Here is a 19,813-nt window from a genome sequence, read left to right as displayed (position 1 = left end):
AGGTATTTACCTTTTTGGCTCTAAACAGGGAGGATAATCAGACTGAAAATTGCGACAATATTTATGCAACACTAGTGGTAATATATATAAAATAGATATTAATTTCTTTATAGATTTACTGTCGTCCGTTTAATAAAAAGAAGGATGGGGGCTAAGAAAATGGAAACGGTTTCAAAAGGTCAACTTTTATGGCAACCAAGCGAAAAAGAGATAGAAAAAGCAGGGGTAACAAAATTTCTTCAATGGATCCGAAACGAAAAGAAACTCGAAATAAATGATGTCCACCATTTATGGAAATGGTCAGTTGATGAATTAGAATTATTCTGGGGGTATGTATGGGAATATTGTCAAATCATTTCATATACGCCATACTCACATGTCTTACAATCTCGTAAAATGCCGGGGGCGAGATGGTTTGAAGGTTCCTCATTGAATTATGCCGAGCATGTGTTCAGAAATGATAAAGGGGATGAAACAGCGCTTATTTTCCAATCAGAAATCGTAGATATAAAGGAAATATCCTGGAAAGAGTTGAGAGAAAAAACGGCTTCACTGGCAGATTATTTAAAAGAGACAGGTGTAAAAAAAGGAGATCGCATCGTTTGCTATATGCCTAATATTCCTGAGACTATTATTGCCTTTTTAGCATGTGCGAGTATTGGAGCGGTATGGTCTTGTTGTTCACCTGATTTCGGAATGGAAAGTGTTGTGGAAAGGTTCAAACAGATTGAACCGACTGTACTCATTGCAGTGGACGGTTATGTATATAATGGCAAAACATCAGACCGAGTGGAACAAGTGGCTCACTTACAAAAGGCGCTACCAACTTTGAAACGAACCGTGCTGTTTAAGAGCATAGATAGTGACCATAAACGGTTAAATCAGCAGCAAACCATCGACTGGCAGGAAGTAATGAAAAGAAAAAGCGAACTTGTTTTCGAGCCAGTGCCTTTTAATCATCCATTATGGATTTTATTTTCATCTGGAACGACAGGACTTCCTAAACCGATAGTACAAAGTCAAGGAGGGATCGTAGTTGAACATTTAAAAGTATTAGTGATTGAAGAAGGAGTTACAGACGAAGATGTATTTTTTTGGTTTACGACAACGGGTTGGATGATGTGGAATTTACTTGTCGGTGGCCTTTTAACAGGTGGAAAGATTGTTTTATATGATGGTAGCCCAATGTACCCGAAACCCGATGTTTTATGGGAATTAGCCGAAAAAACGAAAGTAAGTTTCTTTGGCACGAGTGCTGCTTTTATACAGGCAAGTTTAAAATTAGGAATGAAGCCGAGCGAAAAGTATGCATTCCCCCATTTAAAAGCTATTTGTTCCACAGGTTCTCCCCTCAGTATAGATGGTTTTAAATGGGTATATAACGAGGTTAAACAGGATGTATGGTTAGCCTCTGTAAGTGGAGGTACAGATGTATGCACAGCTTTTATTGGAGGGTCGCCAGTTTTGCCTGTTCGTGCCGGCGAAATTCAAACAAAGGCTTTAGGAGTAAACGCCCAAGCTTTTAATGATGATGGAAAGCCAGTACTTAATGAGGTAGGGGAATTAGTGATTCTTAATCCAATGCCATCGATGCCTATTTATTTTTGGAATGATGCCGGTGATAAACGCTATAAAGAAAGTTATTTTAGTACTTTTCCGGGAATTTGGCGGCATGGAGACTGGATTCAGTTTGATGAAAAAGGGAGATCCATTATCTTTGGCAGGTCAGACTCAACCATTAATAAACAAGGCGTTCGCTTAGGTACTAGTGAAATTTATCGAGCAGTCGAAAATATCGAGATTGTGAGCGATAGCTTAGTAGTTGATTTAGAAAGTCTAGGGAAAGATTCATATATGGCTTTATTTGTAGTGTTAAAGAGAGAACAATTACTGGATGATGTACTGATTTCACATATTAAAAATGTGATTCGGGAACAAGTTTCACCACGCTTTGTTCCGAATGAAATTATTGCTGTTCAGCAAGTACCGAGAACATTGACTGGTAAGAAGATGGAAGTACCAATTAAAAGGATTTTATTAGGTCATCAACCAGAGAAAGTTATTAATGTTGGCTCCATGGCTAATCCAGAAATATTAAATACGTATATTGAATTTGCTAATAAAAGAAAGGCATTAAATCATTAAGGTTTCTATTGGTGAAAGGAATGGCGGTTACATTTCTTTTGCCAATTTACCAATACTATTTCGAGGTGAATAGCGAAGAAATAGCTTACAAAAACAGAGTGATTAAATATGATGTCACCTAGGTCATTTCATTACCTTTAAAGGAGGACTCGCTTAAATTGAAGGAAATTAAAACAAGTATTGTTGTTCGTGAGAGTGATATAGATGAACTTGGTCATATGAATTATTTGAAATATTTTGATTACTTCGAGTGTGGTATTGATGAGTGGTTTTTAGCACTTGGTCTCTCTGTTCAATATTTACAATCAAGACATATTGGTTGCGTGATAAAGAAAGTAGAGAGTGAATATATAACAGAGGCATTAGTGGGAGAACGGTTAGAGATTACGACAACTTTAACGAGAGTTGGTCATACGAGTTTTGTCATATTTCAACAAATGACATCTAGAAATCAAAAAATCATAGCGACAAGTGAAAAGGTTTTTGTAATGTTTCATTTGCAAACAAGAAAAGCCATTCCAGTGATCAAAACGATTGCCTCTGCCTATTAGACAGTTATTCATACGTGTCACTTTGTTTTTCAAGCTCTAACTCTAAATCACATAAAGCGGTTACTGCAAAACTAACGAGTATGATAATCCATAATTCTGCACCATTGAGGGTTTGGGATTGATAGCATTCCGTTAATAAAAAAGTAATTCCACAAATTGATAATACAGTGAAAATACTTCCTGCAATATAAAAGATGATTGTTTCACTAGATGGCTTTACCATAATTGAAGCTCCTCTATATTTTTATGTAATATATCGCATATTCATATTGTAACATGTAACCTGCTATATTTAGTTATTTTATTTAACTATTTTAAAAATAATGATTTCTTTATTTGATGATAAAGGTCACAGAATAGTCATAAAAACAGTAAGAAATGCATACGTAAACATCTATAGTTATACAGGAACTTTAGATATACTGGAAGTATCATTTATTTCCAATCGTTAGGTCATTATGTAATCAATAAGAAGAAGATAAAAAGAAAAAAGCCGTTTCTTATAAAGAAACGGAAAATGAGACTATGGATGAGGATAATCTTACAAAATACAATATATAGTGATTAGTGAAGTTGATTTTAACTATATATTGTTATTTTGATTCTAGCATACATGAACAATTTCAGCAATTATCATTTACTAGAAAAAATGATTGATTTTATTATTATTTTTTGTATGATTGAAAGATAAAAAGCCGTTTAGATAGTGGAAAGGAGAGAGGTATTGAATATTACTGATTTATTAAGTGAAGAAACAATTCTTCTCTCACTTGAAGAAGTGACAAAAGTAGAAGCGATTACTGCGCTAGTCGATCAGCTATACAATGATGGTGGTATAAAGGAAAAAGGCCTTTTCCTAGCTGATGTGCTTAAAAGAGAAGCGCAAAGTACGACAGGTATCGGTAATGGCGTTGCGATCCCACATGCAAAATCTAGGGCAGTCACAAATGTTGGCATTGCTTTAGCAAGGAGTCATGATGGGATAGAGTTTAACTCTTTAGATGGAAAAAAAGCTCATCTTATCTTCCTTATTGCTGTTCCGGAAAATGCCGATGAACTTCATTTGAATATATTAGCTAAATTATCAACAATCCTAATGAACAAAGAAACACATTTTAAACTAATGACGGCCGAGTCAAAGAGTGATTTACTCTCGATTATTAGTGAATTAGATAAAGATGATACGAGAAATGAAACTTATGAAACGAATGAAGAGACGCCATTTATTTTAGCAGTTACAGGTTGCCCAACAGGAATTGCCCATACTTATATGGCAGCGCATGCCCTTGAGTCAGCTGCCAACACTTTGCATATTCCTCTAAAGGTAGAGACAAATGGAGCTGCTGGGGTTAAGCAACAAATTACTAAAGATGAAATAGAAAAAGCAACTGCCGTTATTATTGCAGCCGACACAAAAGTAGATTTGGAACGATTTAGTGGTAAACATATGGTGCAAGCCTCTGTTGCTGAAGGGATGAGTAAACCTTTTCAGTTATTAGAAAAAGCTGTTTCGCAAGATTGTGATATATATGACCATAATCATGTGAGTAAAAATAGTAAAACTTGGTCAAGAGAGCTTTATCAACATGTGATGAATGGGTTATCTAATATGCTCCCCCTTGCTATTGCAGCCGGTTTTTTATTGTCGTTAACGATTTTTAGTTCAGATTTTCGGCATCAATTTTGGGAGATTCTCTCTATTTTCGGTGATCAAACAATCATTGTTCTATTAATGCCTATATTTTCTGGATATATTGGTAAGAGCATTAGTGACCGGCCAGGATTTGCGCCTGGAGCAATAGGTGGTTTATTCGCTGCAATGAATGGTTCTGGCTTGATTGGAGGGATAAGTGCAGGTATAATCGGTGGTTTCGTTATTAATCGTTTAAAGAAATGGGCGAATTATTTACCATCTTCAATTACAGCGATGTCGAATATTATCATCTATCCTGTCATTGGCATTTTGCTGACCTTATTGGCGATGTTTGTATTATTGCAGCCATTAACTTGGTTAACGCAATCCATTACAACGTTATTCCAAACGATGACTACGCCAGTATCTATTTTGGTTGGTGCGGTGTTTGGGCTATTAATGGCTATTGATCTAGGTGGCCCTATAAATAAAATGACTTATTTGGTAGGAATTGGATTTATGTTAAATGGTGTTTATGAACCATTAGCTGCTATTATGGTTGGTGGGATGGTTCCCCCACTTGCCATTGCCTTTGCGACGAGTATTTTTTATTGGAAGTTCTCTAAAAATGAGCGTTTATATTATCGGACGAATTATGTAAAAGGCTTTTTGTTTATGACTGAAGGAGCGATTCCTTTTGTCGAGCGGAATAAGAAGGCTTATATACCTCCAATTCTCCTCGGTTCTGCTACTGCGGGAGCGTTGTCGATGGCAACACATACAGGCATTGCCATTCCTCATGGAGGTGTATTAGTCACACCTTTTGTGTTCGGTTCTTCTCTTTCTTTTTTGTTAGCAATTGCTGTAGGCAGTCTTTTTGCTGCTTTACTGCTAGGAACCATCAAAAGGAGACCTAAAGTAGAATAGGTTGATAGGCTCAATTTTTATAAATAGAACATGTGTTCTTATATTTTTTTGGAAATATGTTATAATGGAAGAGCGATAGTGTTCACAAGGGTGGTCGGCTAACCCCGCAGAAAGGGGGTGAGGCCTTTTGACAGTATTTGAATCGCTAATGTTGATGATTTCATTTACGACACTGATTATGGCAGTTTTAGCCTTTAATCATAAAAAATAGACCTCCCTTGAGCCTTTAAACTTTAAGGGTGAGGTCTACGTCAAACTTATTTGGCCGTCCCCTTTTAGGACGAACCTATTGCAGATGACCACAGGTGCTGCAACACTTGTGGTCATTTTTATACGGAATATATAATAAAATCATATCATATGAGTGTTCAGTTGTCACGGGTTTATCTTCTATGTTACTTAGGATTTTGGTTTAATTGCAAAGATGGTTGCTAATGCAGCGATAAGTAAAATGAGACTAAAGATATAGAACATCCAATTTTCTGTATGCTTTAACAATAATGCCGTAATAGGTGGTCCTGCTGCGACACCAATAAAACGCATAGAGCTATAAATAGAAGAAATCGTCCCCCTTTCCTCTTTTTCAATGCCTTCAGTAATCATTGCATCCAAACATGGCAAAGCGACTCCGATACCAATCCCACATAAAAGAAACATCAAAATCATGAACCAGAGTTGGTCATTTAAGCTTAATAAAGCTACAGTTATCGTCGCTCCTAAACAACTAATAAATATCATCCACTTCATCAATACTTTGTTTTGTTTAATTAATTTTCCTGTAATATAGGAGGATGCACAGAGTGAACATAAAGGTAAGGCAAGTAACAGTCCTTTTTTTACATTTTTTATATGATAACTTTTCTCTAACAAATCCGATAAATAAAATAATATCCCGAATAGAACAAGCATAAGGATAGCGCCAATAATAAAAATGGCATATAACCATTTTCCTTTTTTCGTAAAGATATCCTTTATACGCTGAAAAAACTGCTTAAAAGGAATAGGCTCTTCCCGCTTATTGGGAGTTTTTACAAGAAAGAGCATTAAAATAATGGAGCATAAACAAAAGACAGGGATAGAAAAGAACGGTAAAAACCAAATAACTCCAGCAAGCAATGCCCCTAAAATGGGACTTAATACTTTCCCAAAAGTATTAGAGGTCTCTATTAAACCTAACGAACTGCTTACATCATCTTCATTTTTAAACATATCACCAACTAATGGCATAACTATTGGTTGAGCACCGGCTGCTCCTACTCCTTGAAGGGCTCTTCCAATCAAAATGACCGTATAGGGATTTTCCAACTTCCATGCAGCCCAACCAGAAACGATTCCACCAATTCCTGCAATCAACAGACTCGGAATAATGACTTTTTTTCTTCCAATATGATCAGAAAGATACCCGGCAATCGGGATGAGAAAGATCGCGACAATGGAATAAATGGTGATAATCATACTTACTTGAAAAGAACTAATCGCAAGCTTTTTTTCCATAACAGGTAAGACAGGTATAAGCATAGAATTTCCAAGGGTCATGACGAGCGGGATGGAAGAAATGGATAGAATAGCCCACTTTTGATTATTCTTTTTATTTTGTTTTTTATTCTTATGGGTCTTTTTTGGTATGGCTTGTTCAATATGGTCCATGATTAACTCACTTTCAAATTGTTTTTACCTTCAAACACTATTTATTAATATGAACGAAATGGAAAGAAAATATGGCTACAATTTTTGTTTTTTCTTAGCTAGTTAAAAATAGTAAAAAAAGTTAAAATAAAAGGGAGATAAAGGGGGGCTGTAAATTGAGAATCGTATCTTTAAGTAAAGGTAAACCTAGAGATTATCAATGGAAAGAAAAGCGAGAAACATCTGCTATCGGTAAAACACCTGTAAAAGAACTCTTTTTAAAAAAGGAAGCGATTGCAGGAGATGGTGTAGCTAATACAGACTTTCATGGTGGGAAAGACAGGGCATTATGTCTATATCCATACGAACATTATGAAAAATGGCAAAAGGTATTTAACCGTACTTTTATGCTTCCTTCTTTTGGTGAAAATATTAGTGCAATAAATATGACTGAGAAGGATATATATATTGGTGATGTATTTGCAATTGGTGAAACGATTGTTGAAGTGACACAAGGTAGAGTGCCTTGTTCAACCATTTCAAAATTTAACGGTGAAGATCAATTATTAAAAACAGTTTTCCAGTCGAATCATACAGGTTATTTTTTCCGTGTGTTAAAAGAGGGGACGATTAATCTTCAGTCAGAAATTCAATTAGTTGAAAGAAAGCAATCGGAACTGTCTGTATGGGATGCGACTGATACGATATTACATAAACCAAAAGATATCGCAGCAATGGAAAAATTGTTAAAAGTACCAGGATTATCACAAGAATGGACAGAAATATTAGAAAAAAGATTTAAAAAATTAACGGAACCTATTGACAATTAAAAGAATCAGGCATATCATATGTAACAAATAAAGACGTAAGCAATGACGAAGAGTAGTAACTTATATATGCTCGTTATAGAGAGCTGATGGTTGGTGAAAATCAGTGGGCGATATAAGCGAATGGACTTCCGAGCTTCCAGACCGAACCTTTTATAACTAGTAGGCTCTGGCGAATGTCTCATCGTTAAAAGAGACGAATACGAAATTGTTTTTCGTATTTGTTAAGTGAGTTGTAATTTACAGCTAATAAAGGTGGCACCACGGGTCTCTCGTCCTTTTTATAAGGAGAGAGGCCCTTTTTCGTTTTAATTTCATAAAAAAATCGTTGATCAAGAGTAGTATATTTATCATTAATCACTTAAGAGAGCCGGTGGTGGTGGGAATCCGGTGTGATTGATAAATGGAATGGACTTGTGAGAGGTACCCTGAAAATGGAAGTAAGGGACACGGGATTCCGCCGTTACAAGGATAGAGTATCGATTATGATATCTGTACTCGAAAAAGGGAATGTACAATATGGTCATTCTAAATTTGAGGTGGCACCACGCATCTATATAGATACGTCCTCTATACCTAAAGCGATTGAGCTTTTATGGTATAGGGGATTTTTTGCGTTTAAAATGATTGTTTGCAATGTATATGGCTCATTGATAAGGAGAAGTGGAAACATGAATCGGACTGTAAAAACCCAGGTTATTTTAGAAGTGATTGATGGCGATTTATTAACACCAATCGCTATTTATCAAAAACTATCAGGTAAAAAGAAATTTTTGTTTGAAAGCTCATTAAAACATGAAGACGCCGGTCGATTTTCTTTTATTGGCTGCAATCCTGTTATAGAAGTATTAGGAAGTGCAGGAACAACGATGATCGTTTCAGAAAATGAAACAGAAGAAGTAAAAGATAAACCGTTAGAAGTAGTCAAACAACAATTGAAAAAAATCAGCATTCCGCACTCTCAACAATTTCCGTTTATTGGTGGTGCCGTAGGATTTGCTGGTTATGATGTAATTAGGCAATATGAAGAAATTGGCTGTGAATTACAGGATGATTTGCAGATTCCAGAAGTACATTTCATGTTCTTTGAAGTGATCATTGTTTTTGACCATTTAAAGCAAAAATTATTTTTAGTAGGCGTACCTATCGTCTCAAATAAAAGGCAACTTGAAGAAAAATTAAGAAAGCGTAGGGAAGAGCTATTTTCAAACAAACAAACGACGAGTGAAAAAGCGAGAATTAGTCAATATAGAGCATTAATGAGCGAAGATGCCTTTATATCAAAGGTAGAAAAAGCGAAAGAATATATAAAGGCGGGAGATATTTTTCAAGTCGTACTATCCCACCGGTTACAAGCAGAAATAAGTGGCGATCCTTTTGATTTTTACCGCAAACTCAGAATTGATAACCCTTCACCATATATGTATTACTTGGACTTTGGTGATTACAAAGTAGCGGGGGCTTCTCCAGAGAGTTTAGTGAAGGTGAGTCAGCAAAAGGTCATGACCAACCCCATAGCTGGCACAAGACCGAGAGGAAGAAGCAATTTAGAAGATGATGTGTTAGCGAAAGAGCTCAAGCAAGATGAAAAAGAGGTGGCAGAGCATCGGATGCTTCTTGATCTTGGGAGAAATGATTTAGGAAGAGTATGTGATTTTGGGACGATTACTATTCGGAAATATATGAATATTGAAAAATATAAACATGTGATGCATCTTGTTTCTGAAGTAGAGGGCCAGTTAAAGGATGAATTTACAAATATTGATGCACTTATTTCATGCTTGCCAGCTGGAACAGTATCAGGTGCACCTAAAATAAGAGCAATGGAAATTATTAATGAACTAGAAGAAACAAAGAGGGGGATTTATTCCGGTGCCATCGGTTATTTATCGGCAAACGGTAATATGGATTTTGCTCTTGCTATTCGAACAATGGTAGCAAAAGATGGGAACGCATATATTCAGGCTGGCGCAGGAATTGTTTATGATTCGATTCCTAAAAAAGAATATGAAGAAACGATTCATAAATTAAAGGCGTTTCTGGAGGCAAACAAATGATTTTATTAATTGATAATTATGATTCTTTTACTTATAACTTGTATCAATATATAGGAGAACTAGGGCAAACAGTCGTAGTGAAACGAAATAACCAAATCACTGTCGATGAAATACGTGCACTACATCCAACTCATATCATTTTGTCACCTGGACCTGGGCGCCCTGAAAACGCAGGTATCTGTGTGGAATTGATTCAACAACTATATCAAGAATACCCCATTTTAGGTGTTTGTTTAGGCCACCAAGCCATTGGATATGCATTCGGAGCTGAAATCACTGAAGCGAAGAAAATTATGCATGGAAAAACCTCAAATATGATGCATACAGGTGGGGACGTTTTTCAATATATGAGCCAACCGCTGGTAGTGATGAGATATCATTCATTAGTCATCAAATCAGGTAGCCTTCCAGGATACTTCAACATTTTAGCCCGTTCACTAGAGGATGGCGAAATAATGGCCATCAAACATGAAACATTTGATTTATATGGATTTCAATTTCATCTTGAATCCATTGGTACATTACAAGGACAAAAAATGTTGAGACATTTTATTGAAAACACAAAAAGGAGAGAGAAAAATGAAAGAAATACTACTGCAATTAACCAATAGCATTTCATTAACGGAAGAAGAAATGATGGAAGCTGTGCAATATCTGTTCTCACCTGATATTACGGATAGCGAAATTGCTGCCTTTCTTGTTAGCTTAAAAGCGAAGGGGGAGACGGTTAATGAAATCGCTACATTTGTTAAAACATTAAGAGCTCATGCGCTAACCTTTGATACATCTATTCCGCATTTAATGGATAATTGTGGTACAGGAGGAGATGGTTCAAAAAGCTTTAATATTAGTACTACTTCTGCTTTTGTGATAGCTGCCAGTGGTATTCCTGTAGCCAAACATGGAAATAGGAGCGTATCAAGTAAAACGGGCAGTGCGGATGTCTTGGAACATTTAGGGATTCGTCTTGATTTGTCCCCGCAACAAATTACGGGAATATTAGAAAAGATTGGCATCGCATTTTTATATGCACCAAATGTTCATCCGCAAATCAAGAGAATTATGAAAGTAAGACAAGATTTAAGAATTCCGACAACATTTAACTTATTAGGTCCGCTGATTAATCCAATGAATCTTGAAAATCAATTATTAGGTATTTATAAAAGAGAGGCTGTCGAAATGTTTGCTGAAGTCCTTCAAAAGCTAGGACGAAAAAGAGCTGTCGTTATCAATGGTGCAGGTTATATGGATGAAGCTTCTTTACAGGGAGAAAACTATTTAGCTATTTTAAAAGACGGAAACATTCAAACGACATTACTACATCCTGAAGAAGTGGGTTTACATGTATATACGAATGAAAAAATTCGTGGTGGTTATGCAAAAGAAAATGCAGATATTTTACTTCGGGTCTTAGACGGAGAAAAAGGGGCGTATCGCGAAACCGTTGCGCTTAATGCCGGGATCGGTATTTTTGTTGGTGGTAGAACTGAATCGATTAAGGAAGGTGTGCAACTTGCTTTAGAAATCATTGATTCAGGCGCTGCAATGGAAAAGTTAGAGCAACTTAAAGCATTAAGTGTTCAATCTACAGAAAAGGTGATATAGACGATGACAATCTTAGACCGTATCATTTCAGAAAAAAGACGAACGTTATCAAATTTATCCTATTCCGAAAATAGTCAAAGGGATGGAACGGCACGTTCTTTATTAAAACAATTAGAAAAAAGTAAACCTGTGATTATCGCTGAATTTAAACGAGCCTCACCGTCTAAAGGAGTCATAAATAATCAGTTACAACCTAACGAACAAGCTTGTTTATATGAGCGCTTTGGTGCTCATGCGATGTCTGTTTTGACAGATACTCCTTTTTTTAAAGGGACCTTTACAGATTTAACGACTGTTTTTGACGCAGTATCACTCCCTTTATTATGTAAAGACTTTATTATCGATGAAAGGCAAATCGTTTATGCCAAAAATCATGGGGCAACAGTTATTTTATTGATTGTAGCAGCATTAACGAAAGAGGAATTATACAAACTCTATCATTATGCAATCAATGAAGGTCTTGAGGTTTTGGTTGAAGTACACAATAAAGCTGAAGCAGAGAGAGCAATTGAATTAGGTGCAGAAATCATTGGTGTGAATAATCGTAACCTTCATACATTCGATGTAGATCTTGAGGTAACGGAATCGCTCGCTCCACTTATAAAAGAATCAGGAGCATTCTTAATTAGTGAGAGTGGGTTAAAAACAGGGGAAGATGTAGCAAGAGTAATTCATGCGGGGGCAGACGGTATTTTAGTTGGTGAAGCATTGATGACATCTGAAAATCTAGAATTATTAATGAGGCAAATGAAAAAGACAGAGAATTTGGCTGGTGGATCAAAATGAAAGTGAAAATTTGTGGAATTGTTAGTGAGGAAATTGCTCAACAAGCAATAGTCTATGGTGCTGATGCACTCGGGTTTGTTTTTGCAGTAAGTAAACGTAGGATTTCTTCCGAGAAGGCGAAGGAGATTATAAAGGGTTTGCCTTCAAATGTATGGAAGGTCGGAGTCTTTGTTGATGAGCCAATAGAATCACTTCTTTCCATTGCAAAAGAAGTAGGGCTAACACATGTGCAATTACATGGTGATGAATCGAAGGCCTATTGCAAAAAAATCGCATCTCGTGGTTATGAGGTAATTAAAGCGATAGAAATGAAAAGTGAAAATGATATCAACCTCATCTGTGAATACGGTGATTCTTACATTCTTGTTGATAGTCCAAGAGGAAAATATCATGGGGGGAATGGAACGAGTTTTGATTGGGCGTTGCTCCAAGAAATAGAGAGTAAACACCCAAGAATGATACTTGCGGGTGGTTTAACAGCAGAAAATGTGAAAGCCGCCATTTCGCAATGTGCTCCCTATATGGTTGATGTGAGTTCTGGTGTTGAAATAGATGGAAAGAAAAGTCCAAGTAAAATAAAAAGATTTATAGAAGCAGCAAATTAAGAGGAGGAATAAAAATGACGACAACAACTCTACCTGATGAAAAAGGACATTTTGGCATGTATGGAGGAAGATATGTACCAGAAACACTTATGCAGGCCATCATAGAATTAGAAAAGGAATATGAAAAGGCAAAAGTTGATCCTTCATTTCAAAATGAGCTAAATGATTTATTAAGAGATTATGTTGGAAGAGAAACACCACTCTATTATGCGAAAAATTTGACAAAATACGCTGGGGGTGGAAAAATCTATCTCAAGCGTGAAGATTTAAATCATACTGGTGCTCATAAAATAAATAACTCCCTTGGTCAAGCTTTATTGACTAAAAGAATGGGGAAATCAAAAGTTGTTGCAGAAACAGGAGCTGGTCAGCATGGGGTAGCAACTGCTACCGCTTGTGCTCTTCTTAATTTAGAATGTGTCATTTTTATGGGAGAAGAAGATATATTACGTCAGCAATTAAATGTGTTTCGAATGGAAATACTCGGGGCAAAGGTTATCAGTGTCAAGTCTGGAAGTGCAACTTTAAAAGATGCTGTTAATGAAGCATTAAGATATTGGGTGTCAAATGTAGAAGATACACATTATATATTGGGCTCTGCAATGGGACCACATCCCTTTCCTAAAATTGTTAGAGATTTTCAGAGTGTGATTGGACAGGAAACGAAATTACAATTTATGAAGAAAGAAGCTAAGCTTCCTGAAGCTGTAGTTGCATGTATCGGCGGAGGGAGTAATGCAATTGGCATGTTTTATCCGTTTTTAGAAGATCGTGAAGTCAGACTATATGGCGTAGAATCTGCAGGTTTAGGTCTTCATAGTGAAAAGCATGCAGCTTCATTAGCGAAAGGGAAACCTGGTATTCTTCACGGTGCTTATATGTATCTCCTGCAAAATCAAGATGGTCAAATACAGGAAGCCCATTCGATATCAGCGGGTCTGGATTATCCGGGAATTGGCCCTGAACATTGCTATTTACATGATATTGAACGAGTGAAATATGACGCCATAACCGATGATGAAGCACTGGAAGCGTTACAAGTGCTTTCGAAAACTGAAGGAATTATCCCGGCATTAGAAAGTGCACATGCCATTAGTTATGCGCTAAAACTTGCAAAAGAAATGGAGCCAACCGAGCATATCGTTGTTTGTCTTTCTGGGAGAGGAGATAAAGATATGGAGGCTGTTAGATCGAAAATAGGGGGAGTAAAAGCATGAACCGCATCGAAAAAGTGTTCAAAACAATGAAAGTAGAAGGAAGAAAAGCATTTGTACCTTATGTGATGGCTGGGGACGGTGGTTTAGCCTCTTTAAAAGAAAAGTTAGTGTTTTTACAAGAAGCAGGAGCAACTGCCATTGAGATAGGAATCCCATTTTCTGATCCAGTAGCTGATGGTCCCGTTATTCAAGAGGCTGGTATAAGAGCTTTAAATACGGGTGTTACTTTACAAGAAATTGTTGATTGTATAAGAGAAATACGACCAATTATCCATATTCCATTAATCTTTATGACGTATATGAACCCATTATTAGCTTATGGGCTGGAGCGCTTCTCAAGAGATATTCAAACATCGGGTATCGATGGTTTGATTATTCCTGATTTACCTATAGAAGAAGAAGAAATCATCACTGCTTATCTAGATGAAGTAAAAATCGAATTGATTCGCTTAGTGACATTACAAAGTCCAATCGAGCGAATGGAGGAAATTACAAAACGAGGTAAAGGTTTCGTCTATGCTGTCACCGTCAATGGTATAACTGGTACGAGGGCACAATTTGCTACTCATCTATCAAGTCATTTAAAGAAAATAAAAAGTGTAAGTCCTCTACCCGTCTTAGCCGGATTTGGCATCTCCACACCAGAACATGTAGAAGAAATTCTCAAGTATTGTGATGGCGTTATTGTGGGTACTAAAATTATAGAGCTAATGGAAGCCGGTAATTATGAACATATCCGTGCTTTGATTGACGCAACCAAGCTACCTATTGCTTGAAAAATTAGTATGAAAAAGAGCTGAAGCAGTTGATCATGATAATAAAAGGACCACACATATTAGTTATGTCTAATAAGTTGGTCCAATTTTATTTCCTTCTTAAACTAAAGCGCTCTTTGTTATACAATACAATCCTTTTTGCTCATATCTATTCAATTTTTTCAAGACTGGTATTCATTTGAAAACCTGGTTAAAATAAAATAATCAGTGAGTAGAGATATTGGTATGAGTTTTCCTAACCAAAAATATATGTCGAATGATACGTCTGCCATCTGAAATTTTTATTTTTTCGGAGGGTAACAATATGTATAGGGAAGATAGACTGCCTCAAAGTCCAAAAGAAGGCATAATATTTATGTTGATTATTTCGATTATTTCTGTCAACACTATCGCACCGATAATTATGGGGATGGAATTCGGTTTCAGTAAGGAAAATTACTTGAAAACATTAAAGATTATTCCGGTTATGTGGATAATCGTCATTATATTAATAAGATTTGTTGCGGGACCTTTAGTTGGTAAAGTGATGCCAATATTTGTAGGAGAAACAGATGGGTTTAATGCCAGAGTTTTATTAAATACTCTTTTAAATGTTACAATCTTATCTATTCTTCTTACAATTATCGGAACATGGGTTGGTACGAAACAAATAAGCCTTGAACCATTTCAGCATTTTTTTCATAGTTGGTTCAGGAACTTTGGTGTAGCATTTTGGATTGAATTGTTAATTGCCCAGCCTATTGCAAGATTTGCAATGAAAAAAATACATGCAAAACAAGCACGTAAAACAGAGGCTGTAAATTTTTATAAGTATTAAACATAGTCATAGCCGATAGGTTTTTATAACCTATCGGCTATTAGTTTACTAATGATTTAGCCCGTTCTAATTTTCATTCAACTCATCTTCCACTTCTCCAACAAACCTCCCCGTAATAAAGGATTATATACTCTCAAAATAGTGAGCCAACTTTTCCTTTTCATAGACTAACGATCCTTTTAATTTAACAATCGCCTCTTTTTTGTCTAAAACTAACAACAAAAAATAAACATAATTAATGGTCGATCAATCAAAATATATAATAAGTAGAAAAAATACTCCCATGAAAGGAGAAAAAAATGCAATATGGCCTGGAACACTACCAGAACACACTTGAAAAATATATCAAAGAGATTGAAGTTCAACTTACTCTTTTATCAAATATTAATATTGGCGTTGATTGTTGCATTTTAACAGAATTCGAACAGCTTCAACAAACTGTGTCTGATGCTCATAATTTAACTGCGATTTATTATTTGCAACATTATTTAGCACCGTTTACAAACCATTTTTCTAGCATATCATTGGCGGGACAAACATTATCGAACAAAGGTCACGGTGGTTTAATCATTATAGAGCGCGAAGTGGATGTCACACCATTTATCCATAATGGCATTCAAATCGATGCAAAAGTGAGTCAAGCTTTAATAGAAACCATTTTTTATCCTGGTGGCCCTGTACATGATGGAGGAACCTTAATTCGTGGGGATATGATCAAATCAGCTGGTAATATTCTTCCTTTAACCAATATGGAAGTGAATGGACGCGTTCTGGGTACGCGACATCGGGCAGCGATTGGTTTATCAGAACTAACGGATGCCGTTATCTTAGTGGTATCAGAAGAGTCTGGTCGTATATCTTTTGCTTATCAAGGAGAGTTATTTGTTGTTCGTCCATAAAATTATACATAGAAAAAGTCTAACTTGGACATATTACTGAAGGAAAGATATGTAAAAGGAGGTTTTTTCTTATGAATAATGATGAAAATGAAAAATTAGAACAAGAAGAAACATTGACCAATCGTCAAGGACATCCAGTTACGAATAACCAAAACATACGAACAGTGAGTAACAGAGGACCAGCAACCTTAGAAAATTATGATTTTATTGAAAAGATAAGTCATTTCGATCGTGAGCGTATTCCAGAAAGGGTAGTGCATGCAAGAGGCGCTGGCGCCCACGGTTATTTTGAAGCGACAGGAATGGCTGGGGACGAACCGATATCAAAATATACAAGAGCGAAACTTTTCCAAGAAAAAGGGAAGAAGACGCCAGTGTTTGTTCGCTTTTCATCTGTAATCCATGGTGGACATTCACCGGAAACACTACGGGATCCAAGAGGGTTTGCAACAAAGTTTTACACCGAAGAAGGGAATTGGGATTTGGTAGGGAATAATTTAAAAGTATTTTTTATTCGAGATGCAATGAAGTTTCCTGATATGGTCCATGCATTTAAGCCAGACCCATTAACAAATATTCAAGACTCGGAGAGGTTTTTTGACTTTTGTTCTAACTCACCTGAAAGTTTTCATATGGTCACATTTCTCTATTCTCCTTGGGGCATACCTGCAAACTATCGCCAAATGCAAGGTTCGGGTGTGAATACATATAAATGGGTTAACCAAGATGGAGAAGCGGTACTTGTAAAATATCATTGGGAACCGAAGCAAGGAATTAAAAACTTAACCCAAGAGGAAGCTGAAAAGATTCAAGCGAAAAATTTTAATCATGCTACACAAGACTTATATGATGAAATAGAAAAAGGTAATTATCCTGAATGGGACTTCTTTGTGCAAATCATGAGTGATGATGCGCATCCAGAATTAGATTTTGACCCATTAGATGATACTAAATTATGGCCGGAGGATCAATTTCCATGGCTTCATATTGGTAAGATGGTGTTAAATAAGAATCCGGAAGATTACTTTAATGAAGTCGAACAAGCTGCTTTCGGTACAGGGGTACTCGTCGATGGACTTGATTTTTCTGATGATAAAATGTTGCAAGGTCGAACATTTTCTTATTCAGATACGCAAAGATATCGCGTCGGATCTAACTATCTACAATTACCTATTAATAAGCCGAAAACAAATCAAGCGACAAATCAGCGCGGTGGGCAGATGTCGTACTATGTGGATAAAGGAACTGGACAAAATCCACATATTAACTACGAACCGTCCAGCTTAGGGGGGTTAAAAGAATCAGAGCAATCCGGTAAAGAACATACACCAAAAGTCAGTGGGGAGCTCGTTCGGGAATCAATTGATCGTGATGATAATACAAAACAGGCTGGTCATACATTCCGTGAATTTGAAGACTGGGAAAAAGATGAATTGATCAAAAACTTAGTTAATGATCTCTCCATATGTGCTAAGGTGATACAAGATAAAATGATTTCATTAGCCGAATCAGCGGATGATGAATATGGCAAGAGGTTGAGAGAAGGTTTAGCGAATGCTCGGAAAGAAACAGGCATGCATAAAGGTCGTCCACTTGGTGATAAAGATGGCGATGATGCACCTGGTCATGCTGAGCAGATGGGACATGATGCCGATCGTTATTAATGAAAGGAGGGCTGATGCCCTTCTTTTTATTTTATTGAAGTAAAAAGTTCACGTTCTAAAAGGAAAGGGGTTGGTATGATGTGCGGTCGATTTACTTTATCAGAAGAAGTATTCATTCTTCAAAAAACATTTGAATTTTACTATCATGAGGTAGCGGATTTACCAAGGTATAATATTGCACCAGGGCAAAAAGTTTTAGCTATAATAGAGGAACAAGGAGAGAAAGTTGGGAGGAAAATGACATGGGGGTTCATACCACCGTGGTCAAAAGCAAAGCATAATAGTACTTCCTTCATTAATGCCCGTGCAGAATCAGTGGATGTGAAACCTAGCTTTAAGCACTCTTTTCGTACCAGTCGCTGTTTAGTCTTAGCAGATGGTTTTTACGAATGGAAGAAAATAGAAGGTCATAAAAGCCAGCCTTTTCATTTCACTTTGCTTGACAAAAGGCCCTTTGCGATGGCGGGAATCTGGAGCGAATATAGACAAGGGGATGAGCTTTTTACATCATGTTGTATTTTAACCACAGCAGCAAATGAGATCATGTCGTCTGTTCATCATCGGATGCCGGTTATGTTGACAGGAGATGCAGGGGATAAGTGGATATATAGCAATGATACACTTCAGTTAAAATCATTATGCAAACCTTTTGGCAGTGATGAAATGCAAATGGTTAAAGTATCAGAATTGGTGAATTCTGTTCATAATGATTATCCGGAATTACTGAATAGTTTATAATCAAAAAAATTGTTCAAGAGCAGCTTCTTGAACAATTTTAAAATGGTTGTACGAGCGGATGTGGGTGCCGAATAAAGAATCCACCATCGCTATAATCAATCATTGTGTCTTGTAGATAAGGTAAATCTGAAGGGTGATAAATAACTTGAACGGTATCATATGTAAAAATAGCATCTTGTGCTGTGATCGTATCGGTTAGAGTAAGATCATATTTCCGTTGGTTACAACAAGGGGTCATAATTCGGAAGCGAATCATTACTTTGTCTTGACCGCTCCATTCTAAGAGTGCCTGAATAGCCTCTTTGGTAATTGTAAACAAGTTACTCAACTCCTGTTTTTTTCGCTCTGAATTTTATATACTTTTCTTTTAAATGAGACCATCGTTTGCTTCGTATTGCTTTTTCATCATTTTCACGGGTTTTATAAAGAAGTGAACGATTGACTACATAATATAAAACTTCTTCTATGATAATTAATCCTACTAAAATACTAAAGGCAATAAGTAACCAAATGGGCATTGATAACCCTCCTTTTAGTGGGAATATTAATCAGCATGAGGAAATTCTGACATGATTTCAATATTCATTTTATCATATTTCTCGTACAACATGGTTGCCCTAAAACAGAATGCTCAGGATAAATAAAAAAAGAAACGAGCTAATTCCGCTATTACTAGGAATGGCGTTCGTTTCATCAATATAGGAATAGGTTCAATCTTTATATATGAATTGGAGTAATATAACCAACGTTATCCACAATCTCGACATAATCAGTTAGAGAATTTAACAAATATCCTGATTTAACTGTTTTGTACAAGACGAAGAAGTTTATGTGCATCATCTCCTGTAAGAGCCGCATAATACTCCCATATCTCGTCTCTTAATAAGTCGAGTTCAATAATTTTTTTTGCTAATTGAACTGCTTCTTCATTTTCCATTTG

21 protein-coding genes and 2 other annotated features are annotated in these 19,813 nt (G+C 36.4%); of the genes, 16 read left to right on the top strand and 5 right to left on the bottom strand.

Annotated features, from left to right (window positions below; all coding sequences use genetic code 11):
• The first annotated feature begins 159 nt into the window (after positions 1-159).
• Together H9655_RS21560 and H9655_RS21555 are read left to right on the top strand one after the other, a co-directional pair.
• The gene (locus H9655_RS21560) at positions 160-2,145 is read left to right on the top strand and encodes an acetoacetate--CoA ligase (protein ID WP_191817285.1); all 1,986 of its coding nucleotides are present in this window, start codon (positions 160-162) and stop codon (positions 2,143-2,145) included.
• 158 nt (positions 2,146-2,303) lie between these two features.
• Positions 2,304-2,696: an acyl-CoA thioesterase gene (locus tag H9655_RS21555; protein WP_191817284.1), complete on the top strand. Its 393-nt coding sequence runs from the start codon at positions 2,304-2,306 to the stop codon at positions 2,694-2,696.
• Between the two features lie 4 nt (positions 2,697-2,700).
• Here H9655_RS21555 and H9655_RS21550 read toward each other — a convergent pair whose 3' ends face one another.
• The gene (locus H9655_RS21550; protein WP_191817283.1) at positions 2,701-2,919 is read right to left on the bottom strand and encodes a hypothetical protein; all 219 of its coding nucleotides are present in this window, start codon (positions 2,917-2,919) and stop codon (positions 2,701-2,703) included.
• Positions 2,920-3,420: 501 nt separating this feature from the next.
• On the opposite strand from H9655_RS21550, the gene H9655_RS21545 reads away from it, so the two are divergent.
• Both H9655_RS21545 and H9655_RS22955 read left to right on the top strand, forming a co-directional pair.
• The gene (locus H9655_RS21545; protein WP_191817282.1) at positions 3,421-5,256 is read left to right on the top strand and encodes a PTS fructose transporter subunit IIABC; all 1,836 of its coding nucleotides are present in this window, start codon (positions 3,421-3,423) and stop codon (positions 5,254-5,256) included.
• Between the two features lie 127 nt (positions 5,257-5,383).
• Positions 5,384-5,467: a putative holin-like toxin gene (locus tag H9655_RS22955; RefSeq protein ID WP_224938507.1), complete on the top strand. Its 84-nt coding sequence runs from the start codon at positions 5,384-5,386 to the stop codon at positions 5,465-5,467.
• Between the two features lie 188 nt (positions 5,468-5,655).
• Here the strand turns inward: H9655_RS22955 and H9655_RS21540 are convergent, their stop codons facing one another.
• Complete coding sequence (locus H9655_RS21540; RefSeq protein ID WP_191817281.1) at positions 5,656-6,903, bottom strand: MFS transporter; 1,248 nt, start codon at positions 6,901-6,903, stop codon at positions 5,656-5,658.
• Between the two features lie 155 nt (positions 6,904-7,058).
• Here H9655_RS21540 and H9655_RS21535 point away from each other — a divergent pair, with 155 nt between their 5' ends.
• From H9655_RS21535 to H9655_RS21480, 12 genes are all read left to right on the top strand, one after another.
• The gene (locus H9655_RS21535) at positions 7,059-7,712 is read left to right on the top strand and encodes an MOSC domain-containing protein (RefSeq protein ID WP_191817280.1); all 654 of its coding nucleotides are present in this window, start codon (positions 7,059-7,061) and stop codon (positions 7,710-7,712) included.
• Between the two features lie 33 nt (positions 7,713-7,745).
• Positions 7,746-7,992: a binding site (T-box leader), on the top strand.
• Between the two features lie 36 nt (positions 7,993-8,028).
• Positions 8,029-8,283, top strand: a binding site (T-box leader).
• A 97-nt stretch (positions 8,284-8,380) separates the two neighbouring features.
• On the top strand, positions 8,381-9,766 hold the full coding sequence (trpE, locus tag H9655_RS21530; protein ID WP_191817279.1) for an anthranilate synthase component I: 1,386 nt from the start codon (positions 8,381-8,383) through the stop codon (positions 9,764-9,766).
• On the top strand, positions 9,763-10,377 hold the full coding sequence (locus H9655_RS21525) for an anthranilate synthase component II (RefSeq protein WP_191817278.1): 615 nt from the start codon (positions 9,763-9,765) through the stop codon (positions 10,375-10,377). Before trpE ends, H9655_RS21525 begins: the two co-directional genes overlap by 4 nt.
• Positions 10,346-11,371: an anthranilate phosphoribosyltransferase gene (gene trpD, locus H9655_RS21520; protein WP_191817277.1), complete on the top strand. Its 1,026-nt coding sequence runs from the start codon at positions 10,346-10,348 to the stop codon at positions 11,369-11,371. The genes H9655_RS21525 and trpD overlap by 32 nt, the downstream gene beginning before the upstream one ends.
• Before the next feature lie 3 nt (positions 11,372-11,374).
• Complete coding sequence (gene trpC, locus H9655_RS21515; RefSeq protein ID WP_191817276.1) at positions 11,375-12,157, top strand: indole-3-glycerol phosphate synthase TrpC; 783 nt, start codon at positions 11,375-11,377, stop codon at positions 12,155-12,157.
• On the top strand, positions 12,154-12,762 hold the full coding sequence (locus H9655_RS21510; protein WP_191817275.1) for a phosphoribosylanthranilate isomerase: 609 nt from the start codon (positions 12,154-12,156) through the stop codon (positions 12,760-12,762). Before trpC ends, H9655_RS21510 begins: the two co-directional genes overlap by 4 nt.
• 14 nt (positions 12,763-12,776) lie before the next feature.
• Positions 12,777-13,979 carry a tryptophan synthase subunit beta gene (gene trpB, locus H9655_RS21505; protein ID WP_191817274.1) on the top strand — a complete coding sequence of 401 codons (1,203 nt, stop codon included), beginning with the start codon at positions 12,777-12,779 and terminating at the stop codon, positions 13,977-13,979.
• The gene (gene trpA / locus H9655_RS21500; protein WP_191817273.1) at positions 13,976-14,755 is read left to right on the top strand and encodes a tryptophan synthase subunit alpha; all 780 of its coding nucleotides are present in this window, start codon (positions 13,976-13,978) and stop codon (positions 14,753-14,755) included. Before trpB ends, trpA begins: the two co-directional genes overlap by 4 nt.
• Positions 14,756-15,059: 304 nt before the next feature.
• Entirely contained in the window at positions 15,060-15,572 is a 513-nt protein-coding gene (locus tag H9655_RS21495; RefSeq protein WP_191817272.1) for a hypothetical protein, read from the top strand.
• Positions 15,573-15,871: 299 nt separating this feature from the next.
• On the top strand, positions 15,872-16,471 hold the full coding sequence (cdaS, locus tag H9655_RS21490) for a sporulation-specific diadenylate cyclase CdaS (RefSeq protein WP_191817271.1): 600 nt from the start codon (positions 15,872-15,874) through the stop codon (positions 16,469-16,471).
• A gap of 71 nt (positions 16,472-16,542) precedes the next feature.
• Complete coding sequence (locus tag H9655_RS21485; protein WP_191817270.1) at positions 16,543-18,135, top strand: catalase; 1,593 nt, start codon at positions 16,543-16,545, stop codon at positions 18,133-18,135.
• Between the two features lie 78 nt (positions 18,136-18,213).
• The gene (locus H9655_RS21480; RefSeq protein WP_191817269.1) at positions 18,214-18,873 is read left to right on the top strand and encodes an SOS response-associated peptidase; all 660 of its coding nucleotides are present in this window, start codon (positions 18,214-18,216) and stop codon (positions 18,871-18,873) included.
• 37 nt (positions 18,874-18,910) lie between these two features.
• On the opposite strand, the gene H9655_RS21475 is transcribed toward H9655_RS21480, so the two are convergent.
• From H9655_RS21475 to H9655_RS21465, 3 genes are all read right to left on the bottom strand, one after another.
• Complete coding sequence (locus tag H9655_RS21475; RefSeq protein ID WP_191817268.1) at positions 18,911-19,192, bottom strand: HesB/IscA family protein; 282 nt, start codon at positions 19,190-19,192, stop codon at positions 18,911-18,913.
• Position 19,193: 1 nt separating this feature from the next.
• Positions 19,194-19,391, bottom strand: coding sequence for a hypothetical protein (locus H9655_RS21470; protein ID WP_191817267.1), 198 nt, complete (start codon positions 19,389-19,391; stop codon positions 19,194-19,196).
• A 281-nt stretch (positions 19,392-19,672) separates the two neighbouring features.
• Positions 19,673-19,810: a hypothetical protein gene (locus H9655_RS21465; RefSeq protein ID WP_180316959.1), complete on the bottom strand. Its 138-nt coding sequence runs from the start codon at positions 19,808-19,810 to the stop codon at positions 19,673-19,675.
• Between the last annotated feature and the right edge of the window lie 3 nt (positions 19,811-19,813).

This window comes from Cytobacillus stercorigallinarum, from assembly GCF_014836495.1.
GTDB classification, from domain to species: domain Bacteria; phylum Bacillota; class Bacilli; order Bacillales; family Cytobacillaceae; genus Cytobacillus; species Cytobacillus stercorigallinarum.
The sequence above is the reverse complement of the archived record's forward strand: the minus strand, read 5'-3'. Positions and strand labels throughout refer to the sequence as shown.